Source organism: Moritella sp. PE36, assembly GCF_000170855.1.
Taxonomy (GTDB): domain Bacteria; phylum Pseudomonadota; class Gammaproteobacteria; order Enterobacterales; family Moritellaceae; genus Moritella.
Map to the genome: position 1 here is coordinate 25,078 of NZ_ABCQ01000018.1, position 22,015 is coordinate 47,092.

At 40.5% G+C, this 22,015-nt stretch carries 22 protein-coding genes; 14 read left to right on the plus strand and 8 right to left on the minus strand.

Annotated elements, in window-relative coordinates; genetic code table 11:
- Positions 1–109: 109 nt before the first annotated feature.
- Positions 110–1,273: a flagella assembly protein FlgT gene (locus PE36_RS11930; RefSeq protein ID WP_043994472.1), complete on the minus strand. Its 1,164-nt coding sequence runs from the start codon at positions 1,271–1,273 to the stop codon at positions 110–112.
- A 227-nt stretch (positions 1,274–1,500) separates the two neighbouring features.
- Here PE36_RS11930 and PE36_RS11935 point away from each other — a divergent pair, with 227 nt between their 5' ends.
- Genes PE36_RS11935 through PE36_RS11945 form a run of 3 tightly spaced genes read left to right on the plus strand, consistent with a single transcriptional unit; the run spans position 1,501 to position 2,964 of the window.
- Complete coding sequence (locus PE36_RS11935) at positions 1,501–1,770, plus strand: hypothetical protein (protein ID WP_006032294.1); 270 nt, start codon at positions 1,501–1,503, stop codon at positions 1,768–1,770.
- Positions 1,771–1,809: 39 nt separating this feature from the next.
- Positions 1,810–2,496, plus strand: coding sequence for a FlgO family outer membrane protein (locus PE36_RS11940; protein ID WP_006032295.1), 687 nt, complete (start codon positions 1,810–1,812; stop codon positions 2,494–2,496).
- A 9-nt stretch (positions 2,497–2,505) separates the two neighbouring features.
- Positions 2,506–2,964, plus strand: coding sequence for an LPP20 family lipoprotein (locus PE36_RS11945; protein ID WP_006032296.1), 459 nt, complete (start codon positions 2,506–2,508; stop codon positions 2,962–2,964).
- 150 nt (positions 2,965–3,114) lie between these two features.
- Here the strand turns inward: PE36_RS11945 and menA are convergent, their stop codons facing one another.
- Positions 3,115–3,981: a 1,4-dihydroxy-2-naphthoate octaprenyltransferase gene (gene menA / locus PE36_RS11950; protein WP_006032297.1), complete on the minus strand. Its 867-nt coding sequence runs from the start codon at positions 3,979–3,981 to the stop codon at positions 3,115–3,117.
- Between the two features lie 228 nt (positions 3,982–4,209).
- Positions 4,210–6,369, minus strand: a complete 2,160-nt coding sequence (locus PE36_RS11955) for a transporter substrate-binding domain-containing protein (protein WP_006032298.1) — start codon at positions 6,367–6,369, stop codon at positions 4,210–4,212.
- A 103-nt stretch (positions 6,370–6,472) separates the two neighbouring features.
- Here PE36_RS11955 and PE36_RS24580 point away from each other — a divergent pair, with 103 nt between their 5' ends.
- Positions 6,473–6,619 (plus strand): hypothetical protein, encoded by a 147-nt coding sequence (locus PE36_RS24580; RefSeq protein WP_006032299.1) that lies wholly within the window; start codon positions 6,473–6,475, stop codon positions 6,617–6,619.
- A 249-nt stretch (positions 6,620–6,868) separates the two neighbouring features.
- A complete protein-coding gene (locus tag PE36_RS11960; protein ID WP_006032300.1) occupies positions 6,869–8,128 on the plus strand; it encodes a dicarboxylate/amino acid:cation symporter in 1,260 nt (419 codons plus the stop codon).
- Positions 8,129–8,244: 116 nt separating this feature from the next.
- On the opposite strand, the gene PE36_RS11965 is transcribed toward PE36_RS11960, so the two are convergent.
- Both PE36_RS11965 and uraH read right to left on the minus strand, forming a co-directional pair.
- Positions 8,245–9,609, minus strand: coding sequence for an NCS2 family permease (locus PE36_RS11965; protein ID WP_006032301.1), 1,365 nt, complete (start codon positions 9,607–9,609; stop codon positions 8,245–8,247).
- A 72-nt stretch (positions 9,610–9,681) separates the two neighbouring features.
- Entirely contained in the window at positions 9,682–10,035 is a 354-nt protein-coding gene (uraH, locus tag PE36_RS11970; RefSeq protein WP_006032302.1) for a hydroxyisourate hydrolase, read from the minus strand.
- 384 nt (positions 10,036–10,419) lie between these two features.
- Between uraH and puuE the strand changes: the two genes are divergently transcribed.
- From puuE to PE36_RS11995, 5 genes are all read left to right on the plus strand, one after another.
- Complete coding sequence (puuE, locus tag PE36_RS11975) at positions 10,420–11,334, plus strand: allantoinase PuuE (protein WP_043994473.1); 915 nt, start codon at positions 10,420–10,422, stop codon at positions 11,332–11,334.
- A 1-nt stretch (position 11,335) separates the two neighbouring features.
- Positions 11,336–11,863, plus strand: a complete 528-nt coding sequence (uraD, locus tag PE36_RS11980) for a 2-oxo-4-hydroxy-4-carboxy-5-ureidoimidazoline decarboxylase (protein ID WP_006032304.1) — start codon at positions 11,336–11,338, stop codon at positions 11,861–11,863.
- Positions 11,864–11,957: 94 nt separating this feature from the next.
- Positions 11,958–12,488 (plus strand): ureidoglycolate lyase, encoded by a 531-nt coding sequence (locus PE36_RS11985; protein WP_006032305.1) that lies wholly within the window; start codon positions 11,958–11,960, stop codon positions 12,486–12,488.
- 79 nt (positions 12,489–12,567) lie between these two features.
- Positions 12,568–13,719, plus strand: coding sequence for a urate hydroxylase PuuD (locus PE36_RS11990; RefSeq protein ID WP_006032306.1), 1,152 nt, complete (start codon positions 12,568–12,570; stop codon positions 13,717–13,719).
- A 131-nt stretch (positions 13,720–13,850) separates the two neighbouring features.
- The gene (locus PE36_RS11995) at positions 13,851–14,423 is read left to right on the plus strand and encodes an undecaprenyl-diphosphatase (protein ID WP_006032307.1); all 573 of its coding nucleotides are present in this window, start codon (positions 13,851–13,853) and stop codon (positions 14,421–14,423) included.
- A gap of 81 nt (positions 14,424–14,504) precedes the next feature.
- Here PE36_RS11995 and PE36_RS12000 read toward each other — a convergent pair whose 3' ends face one another.
- Positions 14,505–15,677, minus strand: a complete 1,173-nt coding sequence (locus PE36_RS12000; RefSeq protein ID WP_006032308.1) for an HD-GYP domain-containing protein — start codon at positions 15,675–15,677, stop codon at positions 14,505–14,507.
- Positions 15,678–15,766: 89 nt separating this feature from the next.
- Complete coding sequence (locus tag PE36_RS12005; RefSeq protein WP_006032309.1) at positions 15,767–16,762, minus strand: TDT family transporter; 996 nt, start codon at positions 16,760–16,762, stop codon at positions 15,767–15,769.
- 97 nt (positions 16,763–16,859) lie between these two features.
- Between PE36_RS12005 and PE36_RS12010 the strand changes: the two genes are divergently transcribed.
- The 3 genes from PE36_RS12010 (at position 16,860) to PE36_RS12020 (ending at position 19,704) form a co-directional block, all read left to right on the plus strand.
- Positions 16,860–17,762, plus strand: a complete 903-nt coding sequence (locus tag PE36_RS12010; RefSeq protein ID WP_006032310.1) for a LysR substrate-binding domain-containing protein — start codon at positions 16,860–16,862, stop codon at positions 17,760–17,762.
- A gap of 89 nt (positions 17,763–17,851) precedes the next feature.
- Positions 17,852–18,664 carry a FimV family protein gene (locus PE36_RS12015; RefSeq protein ID WP_232286577.1) on the plus strand — a complete coding sequence of 271 codons (813 nt, stop codon included), beginning with the start codon at positions 17,852–17,854 and terminating at the stop codon, positions 18,662–18,664.
- Between the two features lie 401 nt (positions 18,665–19,065).
- A complete protein-coding gene (locus tag PE36_RS12020; protein ID WP_006032312.1) occupies positions 19,066–19,704 on the plus strand; it encodes a TetR/AcrR family transcriptional regulator in 639 nt (212 codons plus the stop codon).
- Here the strand turns inward: PE36_RS12020 and PE36_RS12025 are convergent.
- On the minus strand, positions 19,701–20,633 hold the full coding sequence (locus tag PE36_RS12025; protein WP_006032313.1) for a glycosyltransferase family 2 protein: 933 nt from the start codon (positions 20,631–20,633) through the stop codon (positions 19,701–19,703). The genes PE36_RS12020 and PE36_RS12025 overlap by 4 nt on opposite strands.
- A 163-nt stretch (positions 20,634–20,796) precedes the next feature.
- Between PE36_RS12025 and PE36_RS12030 the strand changes: the two genes are divergently transcribed.
- The gene (locus PE36_RS12030) at positions 20,797–22,005 is read left to right on the plus strand and encodes a glycosyltransferase family 4 protein (RefSeq protein WP_006032314.1); all 1,209 of its coding nucleotides are present in this window, start codon (positions 20,797–20,799) and stop codon (positions 22,003–22,005) included.
- The last annotated feature ends 10 nt before the right edge of the window (positions 22,006–22,015 follow it).

Below are 22,015 nucleotides of genomic sequence, written 5' to 3' on the forward strand. Positions count from 1 at the left end.
TTGCAATGTGAAGCTAGCTCACAACATCGGTCATCCACCAAAACATCAACGACACACAGTGCCTATATACCCAAATTAGTTCAGGGAAACCACTGGTTCACGACATTCGTTAGTTTAAAATGACTAAATCATCTATTTGCACATTGGCCGTTGGTTGCCTATCAGTGGTCTTCAAACTCGCTTGCTGGTCGTAAAGTTTCGTTACTTCAACTTCGCTACTACTATTAGTCTCTTTTTTACGGCTGATACCAAACTGATCAACATAACTGCCTGTATGCTTGATCATAAATTTATCACCTAATTTTAGACCATTATTACGACCTATATTAATTTCCACTTCATTACCATCCACAGCAATAACACGCGCTTCAACCAATTTACATTGCAAACTGGCATCTAAATCGAATAATACATCGTCAATAATTAACTGCAAAGATTGGCCAAACTCAGAGCGCCAAAATTTTAACGTATCCGTATCCACAATGCGGTGCTTCGCAAATTCCCACTTAGTGACTTTGCTGTAGTTACGATCAAATAATAAACTACCATTAAAACCATCAAAAACTTGTATATTCAAGCGGAAATTACGCTCAGGCAAATCATCCGCGAATATTTTCGCGATACCATTAACAGCAGGTTTAAATGTCGATAAGTCTGTAATTGTGCCCAAAATAATATACTGACTATCTGCTGACTTGCTGATTTGCTTAACTTCTTGTCCAGTTAAATTGCCTCGCAGCGGCAAAGAACTGCCGCTAAAACCGATGTTTTGATTAATAAATTCACGAGCATCAAAAGTTTGACTATTTTTACGCAGACTTTGGTACAACAAACGACTAAAAGATTCGTTAATATTGTAGATACCACCATAACTGGCTTGTTCACGGTGCCTGATACCAAAACGTAATAACGACACTGATTTTTGATAACCCGCACTTAAGCATTTATTACGGTCTGCAACGATATCCGTTACAATTTGCACCCTGATTTTATCTAATTTAATCGATTCACTTTTTAATCGGATATCCCTCACCTCACCATCCATACGGATCTGAAAGCTATCAGATAATATCCTACCGCCGTTAAAAGATTGTAAGCTAGAAACCGATGCGCCTGCATATAATAGTGCTTGTTTCAATGCATTGCGTACCGCTAACTCTCGTGCAATATCAACGTCACCGTCAATAATTATCGCCTCACCCTCAACCTCATACCATTCAGCATGTAGAGTGAACGAACAACAAATTAGCAATAGTAGTAGCAGTTTTTTCATTTTTAATCGCATATGAATTTTGAATATGTCTATTTTAAAAGCAACATTTGTACCAGATCAAATTTTTCTGAATATAAAACCGTATCTAGGTTAATTTAATAGATAATAACGCTATCATAATAAAAATTAAGTTGTATCCATTTATTGGCAAGTAATTTGCTAGTGTTTATGTATATCTCTAACGATGTATCCTTATAATCACGCATAGCATAATTTTAGGAACTAATATGAAGCGTTTTTTACTACCGTTATTAGCGGTTGTGTTGACTTCAGCCTGTACTGTGATTGAAGAGCCTAATCACGTTTTATTGACTGGCGCAAATACCACAGTGCAGCCTGTCATTATTAAACAAGTTATTATTCAACCTATTTATCAGCCAAATGGGCATAATGCAAATATGGCACAAAGTATGCTAACTAAAGAACAGTATAATAATATATTTAGAAGTCCTTATACCTACCCTTACCGCCGTGACATTTCAACCAGCGGTAAATAACGGTTTAATGACAATAATTAAAGCATTTAAGGAAGTAACATGAAAAAGGCAGTCATAGCTATCAGCCTAATTACCTTACTCACAGGTTGCGCATTAAAGCAGCCAGCAAGCTCGACGAATGAGCCGAAAGAAACACCGCCTCATTCAACGTGGGACGGTAATTCGTATGAGCCAAAATATCCAAGAAGTCTGTTACCAAACCAACCGATAAACTATACCCAAGAGTTAAGTTTCATCGTGCGTGGTTTAGCGGATCAGCTGATCGTCAATGATTTGTCTATTATTCCTAATAATGAACCGATTGCCGTCACTTCTTTCGTCAATCTTGACGATCTATCGACAACAAATTGGCTCGGTCAGACCTTATCTGAATCTTTTATTCACGAATTAACCATTCGTCGTATTCCGGTTATTGATTATAAAACCACAGGCACGATCAGTGTTACTGGCCAAGGTGACTTTGTATTCACCCGTGATTGGAAAAAATTACGCGGTCAATTACCGGTATCACGTATCCTTACGGGCACGATGTCACGTAACAGTGAAGGCGTGATTGTTAATATGCGTATCATTAATATGGAATCAGGTTTTGTTGAATCTACAGCGCAAGGCATTATTCCTAACCATCTCGTTATTGGCGGCTCAAATAGTATGGGTCCATTAGAGGGGCGTGGTCGTTATATTTACCGTACTGGTTCAGCACCTTCTGTGCGTATAACTAATTAAGGTTTATCAATGAAATATCTGCGTTTACTTATGCTTGCCACTCTGGTTAGTCTAACAGGCTGTTCACTATTAGAAAAAAATACGGTTTATGATATCAAAGAACCGAAAACCTTCCCTGTACTCAAGGCAGTTGGCTATGCTGCTTTAAGTTCTCAGCCGGGCAATAGTGATAGTGAGCGCATGCTTAATGCGATGCGCGCATCTAAATTAGATGCTTATCGAGAGTTAGCAGAGCAAGTCAGTGGCCAAGAAATTTATAGTGATACTAGCTATAGATCGCGAACACTGCAAGGTGAGACAATTGAAGCATCGGTATCCGGTATTATCCGTGGTGCACGTGTAGTACAAACCTACCCTGTTAATGACGATGTCTACGCGACAGAGTTAGAACTCGATTTTAAACGTGTTTTTGAGCTATATGAGAATACCTCAGCAATGCCAACGCGCGTACAAAAAACCCGTTATTAAGCTCCATCATATATAAAGATAAGCTGAAATAAAAATACCGAGTTAGCCTCTTATTTACTGTAAATAACAAACTAACTCGGTATTTATCATTAGATTCACGGTGCTGCACTGTGCCGTAATTATCAGCACTGCCTCGCGTTCAATTCAAGGTCAACGCACCATTAAATCCACTGAATATAATCCGCCCCACAGTAATACCAGCATCGAAGTTTGTGCTAGCTGTGCGTTTAATTGTTTACCATCACGTTGGTATATCACAACACACAAAGCCAACTGAACAGGCAGTAATAACAGCATTAGCAACCCCTGATAGCTATCAATAACAAGCAGTAACGAAGGCAATAACACAGTGAGGCAATAAAGGTGCTTGCTTGCTTTCACGCCTAAGCGCGTCGCTAACGTAAATTTTTGAGCTCGAAAATCAGACGCTACATCGCGAATGTTATTCACCAACATGATAGCCACAACCAAAAAACCGACCTGACTAGCAGGAATAAAGACAGCAAACGTCAGCACTTGGCTTTGTAAATAATAACTGCCGACCACAGCCAACCAACCGAAATAAAGGAATACAGCCAGTTCGCCAAGCCCATGTGACGCTAATGGCCGTGGGCCGCCACTATAAATATACACACCAAGCAGCGATAATATGCCTAATATGACGTAAGGCCAGCCACCGACGTAGATAAGGTAACAGCCACTGACAATAGCAAGTAAACACATTGCTATAATGCCAAGGCGTAAATGTGCGGCGGATATCAAACCTTTTTGTAATGCTCGATCGGGGCCTAATCGATCATCACCATCGACACCACTTTTACCATCAAAATAATCATTAGAAAGATTCACCGCAATTTGTAGAGCCATACAGCAGACCATGCACAATGTGGCGATATAAAAACTGAAATTAACTGGAGAGTCGACCCAAGCCAGTGTTTGTCCAAGTAAAATAACCGCTAATGCCACCAGCAGTGTTTTCGGACGTGTAACAAGAAACCAAGAAGATAATGTAGTCATAACATTTAGACATGCGAAAAATAGATAAAACGAGCATAAAATACCTATTTAGTAATGTCTACTTTTATTGTTTGATTAACAAGGTCATTCCCACAGGCATGACCTAACGCAATATTTACACTAATCGCTCAGAAATTACTTATGACCAGATAATAGATAATAGATAATAGATAATAGATAATAGATAATAGATAATAGATAATAGATAATTCGTTGCACTCCCTCTGCTTAGATCTTTTTCAAAATATTGTCATAGGTTTCAAAGCGACGTTTAATTTCACGGATATAATTAACAGGTTCTTGCCCACGCACATAACCGTAACGGGCTTTAGCGGCATATTTTGATTTAGACAGCAGTAACATGGCTTTTTCGACATGGCCAAACCAGACATCATCGCGCCAGCCTTTTTGTTTCGCTAAACGCATTGCATCGCGAACATGCCCAGCGCCGGCATTATAAGACGCCAACGTAAACCAGATTAACTGATCCGCCTGCACTTCATCCTTACGCATGCGTTCACGAACCCAGTTCATATAAAGCACACCCGCTTTAATTCCCCGCTCTGGCACATATACGTCGACGATCCCCAATTCTTTTGCAGTACGTGGCATTAATTGAAATAACCCTTTCGCACCCGCCATCGATTTGGCATTAGGATTGAAACGGCTTTCTTGATGCATCTGAGAGACGAGTAAGCGCCAATCAAAATCATGCTGACGGGCATATTTCTTCACAATGTCGTCATAAGGCGATAAAACCCCGGAATCATTCTGCAGTACATAATCTTTATAATGGGTATCTAAGCGCTTTTGATTCTTAAAGTATTTATTGTAAATGACATTATAAAACAGACCTTTGTAATGTTTCTTAATAAAAACATTGGATTTGTCTAAGAGCTTATCGTGGCCCGATGCCACCGCCCAACTTTGCGACTTAGGCGCACCTAACGCCATTAAAGATTGGATATCATCACGGAAGGTCATTTCAATATCGACGATATGGCTATCAGCTATGGTCATTTCGTATTCTTTTTCCCCCACTTTATCAATGATCGATTCTGTTTCCTGACTTTCAGGTACGCCAACTAAATTAATACCACTGACTGTTTTCTTTAACTCGACCGCACTTTCCCAATACGAGCTCGATGGACGGATATAAATATTACTGTTCGCCAGTTCTGTTACAGAACTAATTTCGGCTCGGTCCTTATGGGCAACAACCAATTCAGAGGCATAATGATAAGGACGTGAGAAGGCAATGCCTTTATTTCGTCTCTGCGCCGTTGGGGTTAAAAATCCCAGCGCAATATCGGCTTTATCTTCAAGCAGGTAATCAAGCAAGGCCACATTGTTCGGCGCGACGATAATTTCGTAGCGTAATTGATGCTCTTTAGCAAATCGTTTTGCTAACTCATAATGAAAGCCGAGCAGTTCACCACGCCAAATATAATAAGAAGAAAGGTTGTTACGTAACACGAAACGAATGGTTTTGGTTGCTTGGATTTTTTGCCATTGGCTTTTATAGCGATGTGTTGATTTCGGCTTCGCTTTGGCAATTAAATTTTGCGTTTTCAGAAATTGATTTAACTCATTTAACAACTGTTTGTTATTCGGATTAACCCCCCAAGCAAGCTGACGAATGGCACTTGCTTGTAAACTCATTTTAATATCATCACGGTAAGCGCTTGCTGACTGAATTAAATTTTTATCTTGAATGGTAATATCATATTCACCACTCGCCAGTTTATCGTATAAGGTTTCATGGCTGATCCTGCTATCGACTAACCGGATTTTCAGCTTTGGATAGACCTTTTGTAGTCCGAATGCCGTTGATTCATAGCTCTTACCCTTTTGGATCACAATTTCACGACCATTTAAGTCTTTACCCGATTGTAAACTTTTGCTTTGGCTGCCCATCAGCAAGTATTCTTTGGTGAGTAAAAAAGGTTCACTAAAGCTGACCAATTTTTCGCGTTGACGAGTCTTAGTTAAATTAGCGGCAATCACATCGCCCTCACCCGCTAATAGCATTGGAATAAGGTCGGCGAATTTTGTCACGCGGATATTGTCAATTTTCAGCTTCTTTTCATCGGCAAATTGCTGGAGGTAATCTAATTCAATATCTTGGGGGTGGCCTCGACGGGGGAAAATAATTTCGCCACCAGCCCAGGTCAGTACGCGTAATGTCTTTTGAGTTGGTAGCGAAGCAGGCACAACAGCAACGGGAATGGTCGCAATAGCCTGGCCTGAAGGCGCGACATGAGTCACCCGATTTGAACTTGCTACTGCACTTGACTGTAAATATGAGATAAACATATCTAGAATAAATAGAGTAAGCAGCACAAAATACACTTTTCTGGCTGTCTTGGTGATTAAGAATTTATACATTACATTCCTTTATAATGTTTATAGGACCACTCGAGTATTTTACGGCTATCAGATTATGTTATTATCGATATCCTTAATCCACTCTCTCTATAAGGCTCTGTTTATGCTTATTTCTTTCTTTGTTGGCGTTACCTTAGTTGTTTACATTAAACAAAAAGCACTGAAACCGAATTCAAAAGATACGATAATAATGTTAATTGCTGATGGTTATAAAGCACTGATCGATGACGTCAAAAAGGTAATGAAATAATTGTACAGTAATAACAGAATCGTCAACAGTATCTCACTTTAGTTAAACAAAGTTCATTTAATCGACAGAATAACCGATTAAAAAACATGTCACAGTCAATATAACTAAGGATTTATCAATATAAAGCACGAATGGCTTTACATTTAACATTGGACCGATAAACTGACCTCTCTTAGCGTGGCTAACGGATGCTAAATTAGCACCCAGTTATGCTACACAATACGACACAGAGAACAGAGGACGTCAATTTTGAGTAATACTGAATCAGTAGACACCCCCACTTTAGGCCAAAAATTATGGTTTAATTTACCGCTTTGGCAAAAAATTGTTATCGGTATGATCCTTGGTATTACCGTTGGTCTCATTTTTGGTGAAGATGCAGCCGTCCTAAAACCAATCGGTTCATTCTTTGTTAACACCATTAAGATGTTAATTGTACCGCTGGTTTTCTGTTCCATTATTGTTGGTATTACGTCAATGCAAGACACCAATAAAATGGGCCGCATTGGTTTTAAAGCCGTTATGTTTTATCTTATTTCAACCGCAGTGGCGATCACCATCGGCTTAGTATTAGGTCATGTGCTACAGCCTGGCGCGGGTTTAGGACTTGTTGCTCAACAAGTTGAAGTCGTAAAAGAAACATCGTCACTCGTAGATACACTCGTTGCGTTAGTACCAACTAACCCAGTAAGTGCGCTTGCTCAGGGTCATATCCTCCAAATTATTGTCTTTGCTGTTGCCCTTGGCGTATCACTCACACTGATTGGTGAAAAAGGAAAACCTGCTGTAGCACTTTTCGAAAGTCTTGCAGAAGCAATGTACAAGCTAACGGATCTGGTGATGAAACTCGCACCATACGGCGTATTTGCGTTAATGGCGTGGGTGGCAGGTAAATTTGGTTTGGCACTGCTATTACCTCTCGTTAAAGTAATTGGTGCGGTTTACCTTGGTAGCATCTTGCATGTGTTAGGTGTTTATAGTGCACTGATTTTATTTATTGCAAAACTAAGTCCAGTACAATATTTCCGCGGTATTGTTGATGCGCAAGTTGTTGCTTTCACCACCACATCAAGTGCAGGTACGTTACCCGTTTCAATGAAATGTGCACGTGAGAACCTCGGTGTATCAAAAGGCGTATCAAGCTTTGTATTGCCACTAGGCACAACCATTAACATGGACGGCACAGCGCTTTACCAGGGTGTAACGACATTATTCGTCGCGCAAGCATTTGGGATTGATTTAGGCATGCCTGAATACATCACGATCATCTTAACAGCGACATTGGCATCCATTGGTACTGCAGGTGTTCCGGGTGCGGGTCTGATTATGCTAACGTTAGTGCTTACTACGGTTGGCCTACCTGTTGAAGGTGTGGCTCTGATTGCTGGTATCGACCGTATTCTTGATATGGCACGTACCACAGTGAATATCTCTGGTGACATCGCCGCATCAGTGATCATTGCAAAATCAGAAAACGAATTAGATACCACAATTTATAACGCAAAATAGTGATAACGTGATATCGCAGTACGGTTTTATCTAAACCGTACTAACAACAAAGCCACTGATAAGTATCCTATTATTGGATACAGCATCAGTGGCTTTTTTATTGGCTTAACCTGTGTCTACATAAATGCTAATTTAGCTACAAACACCGCCGTTAATACCCAAATACTAATCGATACTTCTTTGTATTTACCTGAGCCCACTTTTAGGAAAGTATAAGCGATAAAACCAAGCGCGATGCCATTGGCGATAGAGAACGTAAACGCCATCATGATTGCCGTAATACAGGCTGGTACATAATCGGTAAACTCATCCCAATTCACTTTACTCAGACCACTCATCATCAAGAAAGAAACGAAGATAAGTGCACCAGCAGTCGCATAACTTGGAATAATTAACGCTACATCAGTAAAGAAAGTCGCCGCTAAGAATAACGCACCTACAGTTACCGCAGTTAAACCCGTTCGGCCACCAGCAGCAACACCTGACGCACTCTCAACATATGATGTTACTGGCGGGCAACCCACACACGCACCTAACACACTTGATACCGAGTCGGCTTTTAATGATTTTTTCAGGTTTTGGATCTCGCCTTTTTCATTCACAAGATTGGCTTTGTCCGCTACGCCCATTAAGGTACCTGCCGTATCAAACATGTTAACGAATAAAAACGAGATGATGACACTGACCATACCAACATTAAACAAACCTTCAGCATTGTAAAACAGATGCTCAAAATCCATTGCCATGAATAATGGCGCAATGCTTGGAGGCATAGAAATAATTGACGCAGGTGCAGACACCAGACCCAGCGGAATACCAGCAAGCGTAGTCACTAACATACCAATTAATACCGCACCAAATAGATTACGACGGAATAATGAGCCAATAATCAGGAAGGTTAATGCGGCAAGCAATACACTCGGCTCTGTAAAATTCCCCATGGTCACTAAGGTTGGTTGAGAAGCAACGATGATACCGGCACTTTTAAAACCAATGATGCCTAAGAACAGACCCACACCTGCAGTCATCGCATAACGTAAACTCTGCGGAATACTGTCTAATATCCACTCTCGGATCTTATAAAAACTCATTAATGCAAAGAGCACACCCGATACAAATACCGCTGCCATCGCGACCTGCCAGGTGTAACCCATGTCAAATACGACAGTATAAGTGAAGAAAGCATTAAGCCCCATACCCGGCGCAAGTCCCACTGGCCAGTTCGCATATAGACCCATCAACATACAGCCAATTGCAGCACCGATACAGGTAGCCACAACCAGCGCATCTTTATCCATACCTGTTTTGGCCATAATATCGGGGTTTACAAAAATAATGTAAGCCATAGTAACGAAGGTTGTTAAACCTGCCATAAGCTCAGTTTTCACCGTCGTGCCATGCTCAGAGAGTTTAAATAACCGCTCTAATAAGCCACCTTTAGCTGATCCCTGTAACTCAGATCCTTGTTGTGTTTTATCCATCATACTTTCCTTGTTGTATTCGGGTTTACCGATTTTACGTTTTTATAATAGTAATTTTATTATTTGTTTCAACTAACTACCACGATAAGTGGAATAACTAAACGGGGATACTAGCAGCGGCACATGGTAATGCGCTTGGGTATCGCTAATACCAAAGCGGATCACAATGTCATCTAAAAAAGCAGTCTCTGGCACAACCGCTCCACGTGCACGGAAGTAATCAGCCGTATCAAATTGCAGCTGATACTTACCAACACGCAATTCATCACTGGTTAATAATAAAGAATCCGTTCGCCCATCACTGTTAGTGACAGCTGAAGCGACTAATTCTAATTGATCTGCTTCTACCTTATATAATTTAATACTGATACCGGCACCTGGTACGCCATTTGCTGTATCAAGTACATGTGTACTGAGTCCACTCATAATCAAAATACCTTACTGTCACGATTGAATATTACGATTTTAATATCGTTAAAATAGAAAATGCATACATAATACGATACAAATGTTAACATTATGTTTCACATGATTGCAGAAAAACAGTCAAAAGTTAAATCATTAATCCGATTTAATCTTAAAAACACAAAGAAGTAGTACCAACATCTCAGAATTATTACTATTAAACAGTAATAATTCATCATTCAATAATTAACACTCTCCATTTAGGTATAAACATAATCATTACAACTTTGTTACAAAAACATGTGGATTTTGTATACAATAATTGCAATAATTGTTTAACAACCTAATTGCTTATCTATAATGTAAATAGTGATTATCAAAACATACTAGTAACAAGGAGTCATGATGACTGTTGCCTATCCCAGAGATCTTATTGGTTATGGCCAAAATGTGCCAAATGCCAACTGGCCTAACAAAGCACGCTTAGCGATCTCATTTGTTCTTAACTATGAAGAAGGTGGCGAACGTTGCGTATTACATGGCGATAGTGAATCAGAAGCTTTTCTGTCGGAAATGCCAGGCGCAGTACCATTACAAGGCGTGCGTAATCTCAGTATGGAGTCTTGTTATGAATACGGCAGTCGGGTCGGTGTTTGGCGCTTATTAAACTTATTCTCAGAATATCAAATACCCTTAACTGTATTTGCTGTCGCAATGGCGCTAGAAAGACACCCTGATGTAGCAAAAGCGTTTGTTGCGGCCAATCACGAGATCTGCAGCCACGGTTATCGCTGGATTGATTATCAATATACTGATGAAGCTGAAGAACGTGAACACTTACATAAAGCTATCGACATTATCAAAGAACTAACCGGCAAACGTCCAACAGGCTGGTATACCGGCCGATTAGGACCAAATACACGCCGTTTAGTGGCTGAAGAAGGCGGATTTTTGTATGACTCAGATGCCTATGATGACGACCTTCCGTATTGGGTTAAAGCCAACAATCAACCTCATTTAGTTATCCCTTACACCTTAGATGTCAATGATATGCGCTTTGCAACACCACAAGGTTTTAATAGTGGCGAACAATTCTTTCAATATCTAAAAGACAGCTTTGACACCCTCTATGCAGAAGGTGCGACTACACCCAAGATGATGTCGGTCGGCTTACATTGCCGCTTAGTTGGTCGTCCGGGACGTATTGCATCACTAAAACGTTTCTTAGATTACCTAAAGCAGCATGACGATGTGTGGTTATGTACTCGAGAGCAAATAGCAAACCATTGGATTGAGAACCATCCATATCAGGAAACTTAACATGACACATTTTAGTACCTGTACTCCAAGTCAGCTATCGCAGCCCGATTTTGTCGCCATGTTTGCTGATATCTATGAGCACAGCCCTTGGGTTGCAGAGGCAGCATATCAACTGCACGAGCATCAGGGTATCGATGGTGATATTAATGAAACAGCCATACTACAACAATGTATGGCCAATATTTTGCTCGCTGCTAGCGATGAAAAAAAACTGGCATTAATCAATGCCCATCCAGATTTAGCTGGTCGTGCTGCCATCAATGGTGAATTAACCGATGCCTCGACTTCAGAGCAATCAGGCGCAGGGATTAATCAATGTACAGCCGAAGAATTCAGCCATTTCACGCAACTTAACGATGCCTACAAAGCGAAGTTCCACTTTCCTTTTATTAAGGCCGTGCGTGGCGCAAACCGCTTTTTAATCTTAGCTGACTTTAAACGTCGTATTCAAAATGATATCGACACCGAGTTCAAGCAAGCATTATTAGAAATAAACAAAATAGCCGCATTTCGCTTAAACGATCTATAACAAGGATGAAAACAATGACTAAATAACACAATCGAAATAATGCTAAACCTAACTAAATAATTACTACAACATTGTCAATATAAAGGATTTGCTGATGACTAACATTATTACCCTTGAACCATTAACAGCTGAAGCATTTAAACCTTATGGCGATGTGATCGCAACGGCTGACCGTGAATATTTCATGATCAACAATGGCTCAACCCGTCGCTATCATCAACTTGCTAATGTCGATACTGAAACAGATGGTGGTAGCACTATAATCAGTATCTTCCAAGCGACACCATTAGCTTATCCGCTATCGGTCACTATGATGGAACGCCATCCGCTTGGTTCGCAAGCCTTCATTCCTTTGTTTGGCAATGCTTATTTAATTTTAGTCGCTGCGCCAACCGGTGATCTAGAACAAGACCGATTAGATAGTCAGGCTATACGTGGCTTTATTAGTGATGGGTCGCATGGCGTCAACTATCACAAGGGTGTTTGGCACCACCCTATCCTCGCGTTAACCGACCAAGATAAATTCTTGATCGTCGATCGTGCAGGTCCGGGAAATAACTGTGAAGAAGTTCATTTCACTGATGCTGAAAAACGACTATTTGAAAAACCAGCGCATCCAGTTTAAGAATCAATAGTATTGTAATTCACATTATCATATTAAATAAAAGCGTACTCAGTACGTACTAAATTAACAGGGAGTATTTATGGATCCGCATATTACGGAATGGCTGAATCTTGCGATTCGATGGATGCATATGATTTTTGGTATCGCTTGGATCGGTGCCTCATTCTATTTTGTATGGCTAGAGAATCACCTTAACCGCATCAACCCAAAAACAGGGCTTGCTGGCGATCTTTGGGCTATTCATGGTGGTGGTATTTATCACTTAGAAAAATACAAACTTGCACCAACAAAAATGCCAGAAACATTACATTGGTTTAAATGGGAAGCGTACACCACTTTCCTTAGCGGTATCTCACTGTTAACGGTTGTGTATTACTTCAACGCTCAATCTATGTTGATCGCACCAGAGTCTGGCTTAGTCGAATGGCAAGGTATTGCGATTGGTATCGCGACGATTGTGGTGGGCTGGATTGTTTATCATATATTATGTGAATCACCATTAGCACAGAAACCCGCCTTAATGGGCGCAGTATTAATGCTTATGATCATTGCCGTTGCATATGGACTATCACTGGTATTCACAGGCCGTGCTGCTTATATCCATGTTGGCGCTATGATCGGCTCTATCATGGTCGGTAACGTATTCTTTGTGATCATGCCGGGCCAGCGTAAAATGGTGGCTGCGGTATCGAAAGGTGAACAACCTGATCCTAGAGATCCTGCTAAAGCACTATTACGCTCGCGTCATAATAACTACCTGACATTACCAGTGTTATTTATCATGATCAGTAATCACTTCCCAAGCACCTATGGCAGTGAGTACAACTGGTTAATATTAGCTGCGGTATCAATTATCAGTGTATTAGTGCGTCATTACTTTAATACACGCCATCTGCATCAAAAATACGCTTGGACATTACCGTTTGCTGCTTTCGCCATGATCACATTAGCGTTTGTCACTAAACCAACGGTAGACAACAGCGCACCACAAGTGGCGTTTAGTGAAGTACAAACTATTGTCGTCGAACGTTGCGCTATGTGTCATGCGACTTCCGGTGTAGCGCCAATGGCAGGTGTTCATCTTGATACACCAGAGAATATCAAACTGAACTCAGACCGGGTTTTATCAGCCGTGCGCAACCGTGTTATGCCACAAGGTAATATCACCAAAATGACCGATGATGAACGAACACTCGTCGTCAATTGGATCAACCAAGGCGCTAAAATTTAAACGCTTAACGGTCCGTATAAAACAATAAACGCTACCCTCAACATTGTGTGGTAGCGTTTTAACAATATCAATGGAACAAAAACCCTCCAAACTTGTCCTAACGCTATATAAAATCATAATAAGATGCGTTAATGGAACAATTAAACAACCACCTCTTTGCTGCCATCAATCAATTTGCTGGGCTAAATCCATTCTTTGACTACATGTTCATGTTTTTTGCAGAAGCAATGCCTTACCTGTTTATTGCATTGGTTATCGCCGCATGGTTTCGCAGTAAGGAACAAACAAAACGTTACCTGATTGGCGCGACATTAACATCCCTTGTTGGTATCACAATCAATTCGCTGATTGCACAAGTTTATTTTCACCCGCGCCCATTTATGAACGATTTAGGCACGACGCTTGTCGCTCATACGCCAAGTACATCATTTCCCTCTGATCACACCACATTTATGTTTTGTATCGCCTTTAGTTTACTGTGCCATCAAACAACAAGAACAGTCGCATTAGGATTGGCGCTATTAGCCGTTATCGGGGGATTATCTCGGGTATATATTGGCGTGCATTTTCCTTTCGACATAGCAGCAGCAGCGGTTGTCAGTGGCTTTGCAGCAATGCTAGTACACTCAGCGCGTTATAAACTGCAGGCATGCTACAACATGATTATTGCAACAGGGGAAGTTTTAACAAAGCGGATGTTATAAAGATCGTTATACATTAGATGATAAAATGAGGGGTAACCAGCAGTACTTGAGTATTTGCTGGTTATTACGCTTTACTAATCGTTACGCTTCACTGACTAAGAAACGCATGATCTCTGCCATGTCTAAGTTAAAATCATCCGCTCTTACCGACTCAGCAATGCCATCATCGACAATCGACAGATCAATCTGATTCGAATTCTCGAAATCTAGCTTGTCTAAACTATAAAACGAGTTCACTTTAGGACGAATAGGATCGGTTTTATTATAACCTTCAACAATCGCTAAACGATTAGAGTTTAATTTAACCAGTGAACCAACCGGATACACGCCCATGCATTTAATAAAGGCATGGACTAAGTTCAAATCTAATTGTCCGTCTTGAGCAAGACTACGCAGAATAGAGAAGGATTTTAACTGGGTCAAACCGTCCTTATAACAGCGGTTGGCCGTTAGTGCATCATAGATATCACAGATAGACAGCATTCTGCCATAGCGAGATATTTTCTGCCCAGCTAAACCGAACGGATAACCTTCACCATTTAATTTTTCATGATGGAGGCCTGCTACATCTAAGCTGGTTTTCGAAATACCCGGAATTGATTTAATAATATCGATAGAGTGATTGACATGTAATTTCATAATATCAAACTCATCAGCGGTCAATTTCCCCGGCTTATGCAGGATATGGTCCGGTGTGCGTATCTTGCCGATATCATGCAAAAAAGCACCAATAGCAAGCTCTTCGATATCCGTTTTGTTAATCCCTAAATAACGACAAAATAACGCCATTAACATAGAGACCGCAAATGAATGCTCTAACAAATATTCATCTTTATTACGGATATTAACCGCGCACATTAACGCGTCAGAATTGCTAAATATGGTCTCAATTAATTCACTAGTGAGCGTTTTAACTGACAGAAGGTCGATTTCCATTCCTTCTTCAATATGCTGAAACATTCTCTTCTGTATTTCTTTAGACGTTGAGATAAGCGCCTTAGCTTGCGTCATCTTCACACTGAAATCACGTTTACGTTCAAGTGTATCAGCGCTTAAAGCATCCGCCGCCATTTTCGCATCAAATTTTTCGGTATCAACTAATACCCGTTTAATACCAAACTCAATCAGCTTATTAAGTACAATCTGATTTTTCACCCATTCTGCTTGTGTAAGCCTGAAACTGCCTGTTTGAGCAGTTATTTTTTCAATGTAAGTACCAACAACAATATCGGTAATATCTTGCTCTATAAGCATTATAACTAACTCAAGAAAGATGATCGTTTCAATAATAGCTACTTTATCACTATATAACCTGCAAATAAACCAAATAACCGACCCGTTCTTTATGCTAATACTACAATCTGCATTTTATGTTCAAGGTACATAGCTTGTAACTTAACCACTAAAAATTTTAAGTAGCATACGCTCACCCAAGTAACGACAGCCGTTGCGCCCCATAATTCAAACAAAGCCACCACATGTAGCTGAGCAATATAATGTTCAGCAATACCGATACTAGCAAACCAATCACAGGTGCTATACAAGGCTTTCGCACTGATCACTAAAGGGAAAGTAAAAGCAGCAAAACCAGGGTTAAAATCTAAACGGGACAAGTGTAACAACGCCATGTAAATAACGGCTGTCATCAGCAGTGCAATACCTAATAATACCGCAACAATTACCGGTGATGGCAGTGGCATAAAAGCCAAGTAACCAGTTAAACATAAGCTAGCTGGAGCAGCTAATATCGCAATTGATGGTTTCGCACTCGCCGGAATTTTGTCACCAAAAATAAGACGATTGAGCATCACAGGTAATAACACCGCATAATTAATAATACCGAAGACTAAAATGGCATAACAAATCGGCTGGAACAGTTCTGGTTGTGGACAAGTAAATACCGCCACAATCAAACCAATGGGTGGCACGAACCAACTCGGCACCATATGCTCTAATTGCATATCTTGAAAACGATGGTAAAGAAACAACACTAAAAACACTATATGCAGGACAATCGCGGCTAACCATAGCAAAGAAGCTGTGGCAGGATAAGTTGCAGTTAACGAACTTGATACGACCATGGTCGCCATCGCAAATGTCGGAACTACACTACCAATAACATGATGAGAAAGGTCATTCCAGAGTGTTTTTGGGTGAATAATAAAGCGTAATAACAAAATGCATAAGATCACTGCTGCGATCGTTGATGTCGCATTCTGTATATAGCCATTAAAACCAGTTACCGACTCCCATAGCGCCCCCAGTGATGAAATACCCAAGGCAAGACCTGCTACAGGCGTTGGTAATAATTTAAAGTTAATTCTGATTTGATTTAACATAATGCACCTCACTTGTTGATGCCGCTATTATATGCCTGGCTTTTAGTTAATAAAATCTGTATATTTTTAACATAAAGTTAAGGGAAGTTGAACAAGTATGAATCTATCGTTAAAGCAATTACGTGTTTTTGTTGCCGTCAGCCAGCAACAAAGTATTACCCACGCAGCAAAAACATTATGTCTAACCAAAGCAGCGGTAAGCATGGCGCTAAGCGAACTTGAGAATCAGTTGGGGCAACAATTATTTGATCGTACCAATAACCGCTTGCATCTAAACCCTTACGGTCAACGTTTATTACCTATCGCTGATGAATTACTGCAACGCGCAGCCAGCATTGACACTTTATTCCAACAATCAGGTCAACTCATTGGTGAGCTTGCCATTGGTGCCAGTGAAACCATAGGTAACCAGTTGTGTCCTTGGCTGCTTGCCCAATTCATTCAATTGACAGCACACACCCAACAAACGTTGCATATCAGCAACAGCGCAAATATTGCTGAAATGATATTAAGTTACCAATTGGATATCGGGCTTATCGAAGGTGATGTTAAGCACAGTGACATTGAAACAATCCCTTGGCTAAAAGATGAAATGTGCATTATTGTCGCCGCAAATCACCCATTGCTTAAAAATACCAGCTTAACGCTGCCAGATTTAAGCGACAATACCTGGGTATTACGCGAGCCTGGTTCAGGAAGTCGGGCTTTCTTTGAAAGCCACATTGCCCCCTCGGTTGCACAATGGCAGGTGGCCTACGAGCTAAACTCGATTGAAGCACAACTTAACTTTGTAGCAGCTGGATTAGGTCTGGCCTGCGTCTCTAAATTCAGTGCGACACATGCCTTGGCCAATGATCGTGTGCGGATATTGCCGCTAAATAACAAATTAGAACGACAATACAAAATAATCATGCACAAACAGAAATACAAAAGTGAATTAATATCCGCGTTTATCGACTTTAGCCAACAGTGGGATGCGACAGCCTTAATCACCACATAAAGCATTATAAAATCAGTGATTGCCACCAGCGACGAGCGAAACATACGCTAGTATTAATATCATATAGGCTGATAATTTAAGGCAATTAAATGTTGAATGGACGCATGTTATCTACCCCGTTTCAGTTCAGACTATGGCTCAAATTAGCGCTGTGGCTTAAGTTAGGAATAGGAATAGGGATAGTCGTTAGCCAAGCGAATGCCCATGACTCGCCTGTACACGCGATGCCAGAAATGCCCTCACAAGCTATTATTGTCAATCAGCTAACCGTTGGGGTTAGTAGCCAATTACGACATGGTCCAGTACGCTCAGGAGAAACCTTGTCTTCGATAGCCAAACAACACGCACCGACAAATATGCCTCGTGAACAATACATAAACATGATTTTTCAGCTCAACCCACAGGCATTTATTAACCAAAATAAAAATAAACTGAAAGTTAACAGCCTACTGGTATTACCGGGTTATCAACCAAACAAGAATAGCATGCGTGAGGCCAGTATCGCCAAACAACGCACCCAGTTTAACCGCCATAAAATTCAACTGACTGAGTACAATGCATTATTACAAATTAAATCGAGTTCACAATCTGCACTGTATTTACCGCAAGTGCCTATTCACATCATCGCACCTAACACATTAACTCAACAACAAAAACAGGCTAAGTTACAAGCCCAAATACAGCAAACTCAACAAGCGGTAATGCAAACACAAATGTCCCTGTTGCAACAAATTAGCGTACTAGAACAACAGCTAAACGTCAGTCAGGCAACTGTGGTCCAACTCAATCACGATCAACAGCAACTCAGCTTAAAAAATCATAATTTACTACTACAAATTCAAGATTTACATGTAAAATACGATCACATCATTAACAATTATACTTTTAATCCTAAATTTTAGGTAAAAAAAAGGAGTAGCAAACGCTACTCCTGTCGTAATAGTTAATAAATTATTACGCCTGAATACATCACCAACCTAGCTGGAAATTTCAGGATAAAGTATACTTACTTCTTTGATATAAAATATTCAAATAGCTGTTGCTAGGCAAGCGGTTGAAAGGAATAAAAGTACCCTTGCCAAATAAGTACACATAAAACTCAAACTCGTGCGAAGCTTGAGTATCCGTGCTAAGACCATTAAACAAAAAACTGACTCCCGGGTCAAGTTTTAATGTGATATTTGTTAGTTTTTTGTAAAATTCATATACAATCATATGTCATTATATAATGCATACGGTTTTATATAGCTTTCAATACTGTCTATAACTTTATATAAGTAACTGCGAAGGGATGAATATAAGTATGTCTACCATACGGAAGAAAAACGAAGCAAAGATTTTAAAGGCTGCCAGTCAAGTGTTTGCCAGTGAAGGTTACGCAGCAACAAAAACCATTGATATCGCGAAACTTGCCGGTGTACCTAAGGCCAATGTCTATTATTATTTTGGTAATAAAGAGACGCTATACTCAGCTGTATTGGAAACGATTATTGAACCATTACTCAGCGCAACCCATCCGATTGAAACCATCGACAACCCCGCTATCGCCTTAACCGAATACATCAAGACCAAGCTAATCATCTCTCGAGATTATCCTTATGCATCGAAAGTATTTGCCAATGAGATCATGCGTGGTTCGCCATTATTATCACCTGAAATACGCCAGCGTTTAATGAATCAAAGTACCTTTTTACTCGATAAATTTACGCAATGGATTGACGCGGGTCAGATGGATGACGTATCACCACACCATCTGTTATTCATGATCTGGTCTTCGACCCAAACTTATGCCGACTTTAGCTGGCAGATTAATGCAGTGATGGGGAAATCATCACTGGCAGCCAGCGATTATGATGATGCGGCGCGTCTCATCAGCCAACTGGTTCTAAAAGGCTGTAATGTACGCTCTGGTAACGATACCGCGATATCGACTCCCGGTTAGGCACTCGGGCTTAAAATTAATTTTTTTATATCGCCTAAGCCATTTTTAATACGTCGAATTTGAGGGTTAAGTAAAAAAGCATAACCCTCATAACGCAGCGCACGCATAAATTTTTTCTGCGTACGATAATAGTCGGCATACCCTTCTTTTAATTTAGCATCAGCCAACGCAAACGTATGCTTGCTTAATCCAACCCCACGCTGCTTATAATCGCTAATTATCTGTTCAATACATTCTAGATGTTGTAAACGCTTACTATCAGTCTGGGTGATAGAATCGTTACGCATAAGATAACCTGTATAGCTTTTCGTTAAGACTGCCACTTCAAAGTGCTCACAAATTTTCAGCCACAACTGCCAATCTTCACAATAACTCATATCCACATCAAACAAGCCAACGGTCTCAAAAACAGATGCTTTGACCATCACGGTTGATGTACCGACCACATTATGAGCCAATATCTGAGCTAAGGGCTGTTTGATATAATGGCTAGACGTCGTCACATCGGTAAATTGATTCCAATAACCGAAACAATCAACTATGTACTGGTACTGCTCGTTCATATGGTCATAATTAGTAAATGACATCGCCACTGTCGGATTCGCCTCATGCAATGCTAACTGCGCCGAGAGTTTGCCGGGATACCAATAATCATCAGCATCTAAAAATGCAATATACGCACCCTCTGCTTGCTCTATCGCGGTATTACGCGCACCTGAAGCACCCAGCCCCGAAGTGGTAATAACCTTAACGCAAGCCGCCTGCTGACTTAAAGATTCAAGGTATTGAGCGGTCTCATCACTGCTATTATCATTGACAATAATGATTTCGACATCGCTTCGGTCTTGCTCAAAAATACTATTTATCGCTTTAGGCAAATATGCCAAACAGTTATAACTCGGAATAATCACAGACACTGTATACCGCATAACACCACCCTTATGTTATCTGCCGACACCGACGTTTAACGCCCTGAACAACAATGCCATTTATATACTATTATTTATCAAAGGCGCATTTATTTATCAAAGACTTAATTTTTATAAATTCATGTTGATAAGCCTAGTTAATAAATTTATTTTTGGATGTAAAATGAAGACGATTATGGACAATCGAATACAGAAAGAAGGACCTGAGATGAAAAAAGTGGCATTTTTAGCCCCCTCATACCCAGTACTGAGTGAGACATTTATTCGCACAGAAGTGGACTCAATAAAATCCTGCGGTCACCAAGTTTGTGTCATGACATTTATCAAATATAATGATTGTAGCGAATTTAGCTATGATACGCATGTGATTGGTGCCAACCTTTATCTGTCTTTGCTAACAACCCTCAGTCCCGTTGGCATGCTTAAAGCGCTGTCTTTTATTGCCAAGCAGCATTCTATGCCTAAATTATCTTTATTTCGATATAGCCTCAATCTGGCGCTACAAATGCGTAAAGAGGGAATTAACCATGTCCATGCGCATTTTGCCCAGCATACCTGCGCACATGCCATCACCGCCGCTAAAATGATGGGGATAACGAGCTCCTTTGTCGCTCATGGCCATGATCTTTATGAAGCACCTTACGATGTTCACTTGAAGGTTAACAATAGCGATTTTGTGGTTGCCGTGTGCAAAGATATGGAACACAATTTAAAGAAAATTAATCACGATAAAATAAAGTTACTACATTGTGGTGTTAACATTAATGAATTTCCTCCCCCGCAGTTATCATCCACCCAGCGCCAGGGCATAACCCCGATTAGACTGGTCTTTTTAGGTCGCTTAGTCGAACAAAAAGGGCTAAATTACCTGCTTCAAAGTCTGCATGAGTTAGCGCCGCAGCACTTGGTTACGCTCGATATTATTGGTGATGGGGCACTACGCTCAAGCTTACAGCAGCAAGTGCATACACTGGGTTTATCAAAAATCGTGCGCTTCCTTGGGGCTAAATCACCACGTTGGGTTAGCCATAATCTCGTCAACTTTGATTGCCTCGTCGCACCATTTTGTGTGTCACAATCAGGCTGCGTTGACACCGGTCCGCTCGTGCTAAAAGAAGCCATGGCTTCCGGTGTTCCCGTGATAACCACAGACCTAATGGGTTGCAAAGAGATTGTCGCGCCAGGTACGGGATTGATTGTAAAACAAAAAGATAGCCAATCGCTGAGCCACGCTATCACTGAATTTATCCATTACCCGTACGATAAACGGCAAGAAATGAGACGTTTAGCACGCTTAAATATAGAAAATAACTTTGATGCTTTGCATCAGGCAAAAAGCCTATCTCATTGGATTGAGAATTGCGCCAGTTAAGCCGCGAACA

Bases quoted from the DNA above. Each gene is read 5' to 3' on its own strand.
- PE36_RS11930 (WP_043994472.1), bottom strand. From the start codon at position 1,273: ATGAAAAAACTGCTACTACTATTGCTAATTTGTTGTTCGTTCACTCTA.
- PE36_RS11935 (WP_006032294.1), top strand. From the start codon at position 1,501: ATGAAGCGTTTTTTACTACCGTTATTAGCGGTTGTGTTGACTTCAGCC.
- PE36_RS11940 (WP_006032295.1), top strand. From the start codon at position 1,810: ATGAAAAAGGCAGTCATAGCTATCAGCCTAATTACCTTACTCACAGGT.
- PE36_RS11945 (WP_006032296.1), top strand. From the start codon at position 2,506: ATGAAATATCTGCGTTTACTTATGCTTGCCACTCTGGTTAGTCTAACA.
- menA (WP_006032297.1), bottom strand. From the start codon at position 3,981: ATGACTACATTATCTTCTTGGTTTCTTGTTACACGTCCGAAAACACTG.
- PE36_RS11955 (WP_006032298.1), bottom strand. From the start codon at position 6,369: ATGTATAAATTCTTAATCACCAAGACAGCCAGAAAAGTGTATTTTGTG.
- PE36_RS24580 (WP_006032299.1), top strand. From the start codon at position 6,473: ATGCTTATTTCTTTCTTTGTTGGCGTTACCTTAGTTGTTTACATTAAA.
- PE36_RS11965 (WP_006032301.1), bottom strand. From the start codon at position 9,609: ATGGATAAAACACAACAAGGATCTGAGTTACAGGGATCAGCTAAAGGT.
- uraH (WP_006032302.1), bottom strand. From the start codon at position 10,035: ATGAGTGGACTCAGTACACATGTACTTGATACAGCAAATGGCGTACCA.
- puuE (WP_043994473.1), top strand. From the start codon at position 10,420: ATGACTGTTGCCTATCCCAGAGATCTTATTGGTTATGGCCAAAATGTG.
- uraD (WP_006032304.1), top strand. From the start codon at position 11,336: ATGACACATTTTAGTACCTGTACTCCAAGTCAGCTATCGCAGCCCGAT.
- PE36_RS11985 (WP_006032305.1), top strand. From the start codon at position 11,958: ATGACTAACATTATTACCCTTGAACCATTAACAGCTGAAGCATTTAAA.
- PE36_RS11990 (WP_006032306.1), top strand. From the start codon at position 12,568: ATGGATCCGCATATTACGGAATGGCTGAATCTTGCGATTCGATGGATG.
- PE36_RS11995 (WP_006032307.1), top strand. From the start codon at position 13,851: ATGGAACAATTAAACAACCACCTCTTTGCTGCCATCAATCAATTTGCT.
- PE36_RS12000 (WP_006032308.1), bottom strand. From the start codon at position 15,677: ATGCTTATAGAGCAAGATATTACCGATATTGTTGTTGGTACTTACATT.
- PE36_RS12005 (WP_006032309.1), bottom strand. From the start codon at position 16,762: ATGTTAAATCAAATCAGAATTAACTTTAAATTATTACCAACGCCTGTA.
- PE36_RS12010 (WP_006032310.1), top strand. From the start codon at position 16,860: ATGAATCTATCGTTAAAGCAATTACGTGTTTTTGTTGCCGTCAGCCAG.
- PE36_RS12015 (WP_232286577.1), top strand. From the start codon at position 17,852: ATGTTGAATGGACGCATGTTATCTACCCCGTTTCAGTTCAGACTATGG.
- PE36_RS12020 (WP_006032312.1), top strand. From the start codon at position 19,066: ATGTCTACCATACGGAAGAAAAACGAAGCAAAGATTTTAAAGGCTGCC.
- PE36_RS12025 (WP_006032313.1), bottom strand. From the start codon at position 20,633: ATGCGGTATACAGTGTCTGTGATTATTCCGAGTTATAACTGTTTGGCA.
- PE36_RS12030 (WP_006032314.1), top strand. From the start codon at position 20,797: ATGAAGACGATTATGGACAATCGAATACAGAAAGAAGGACCTGAGATG.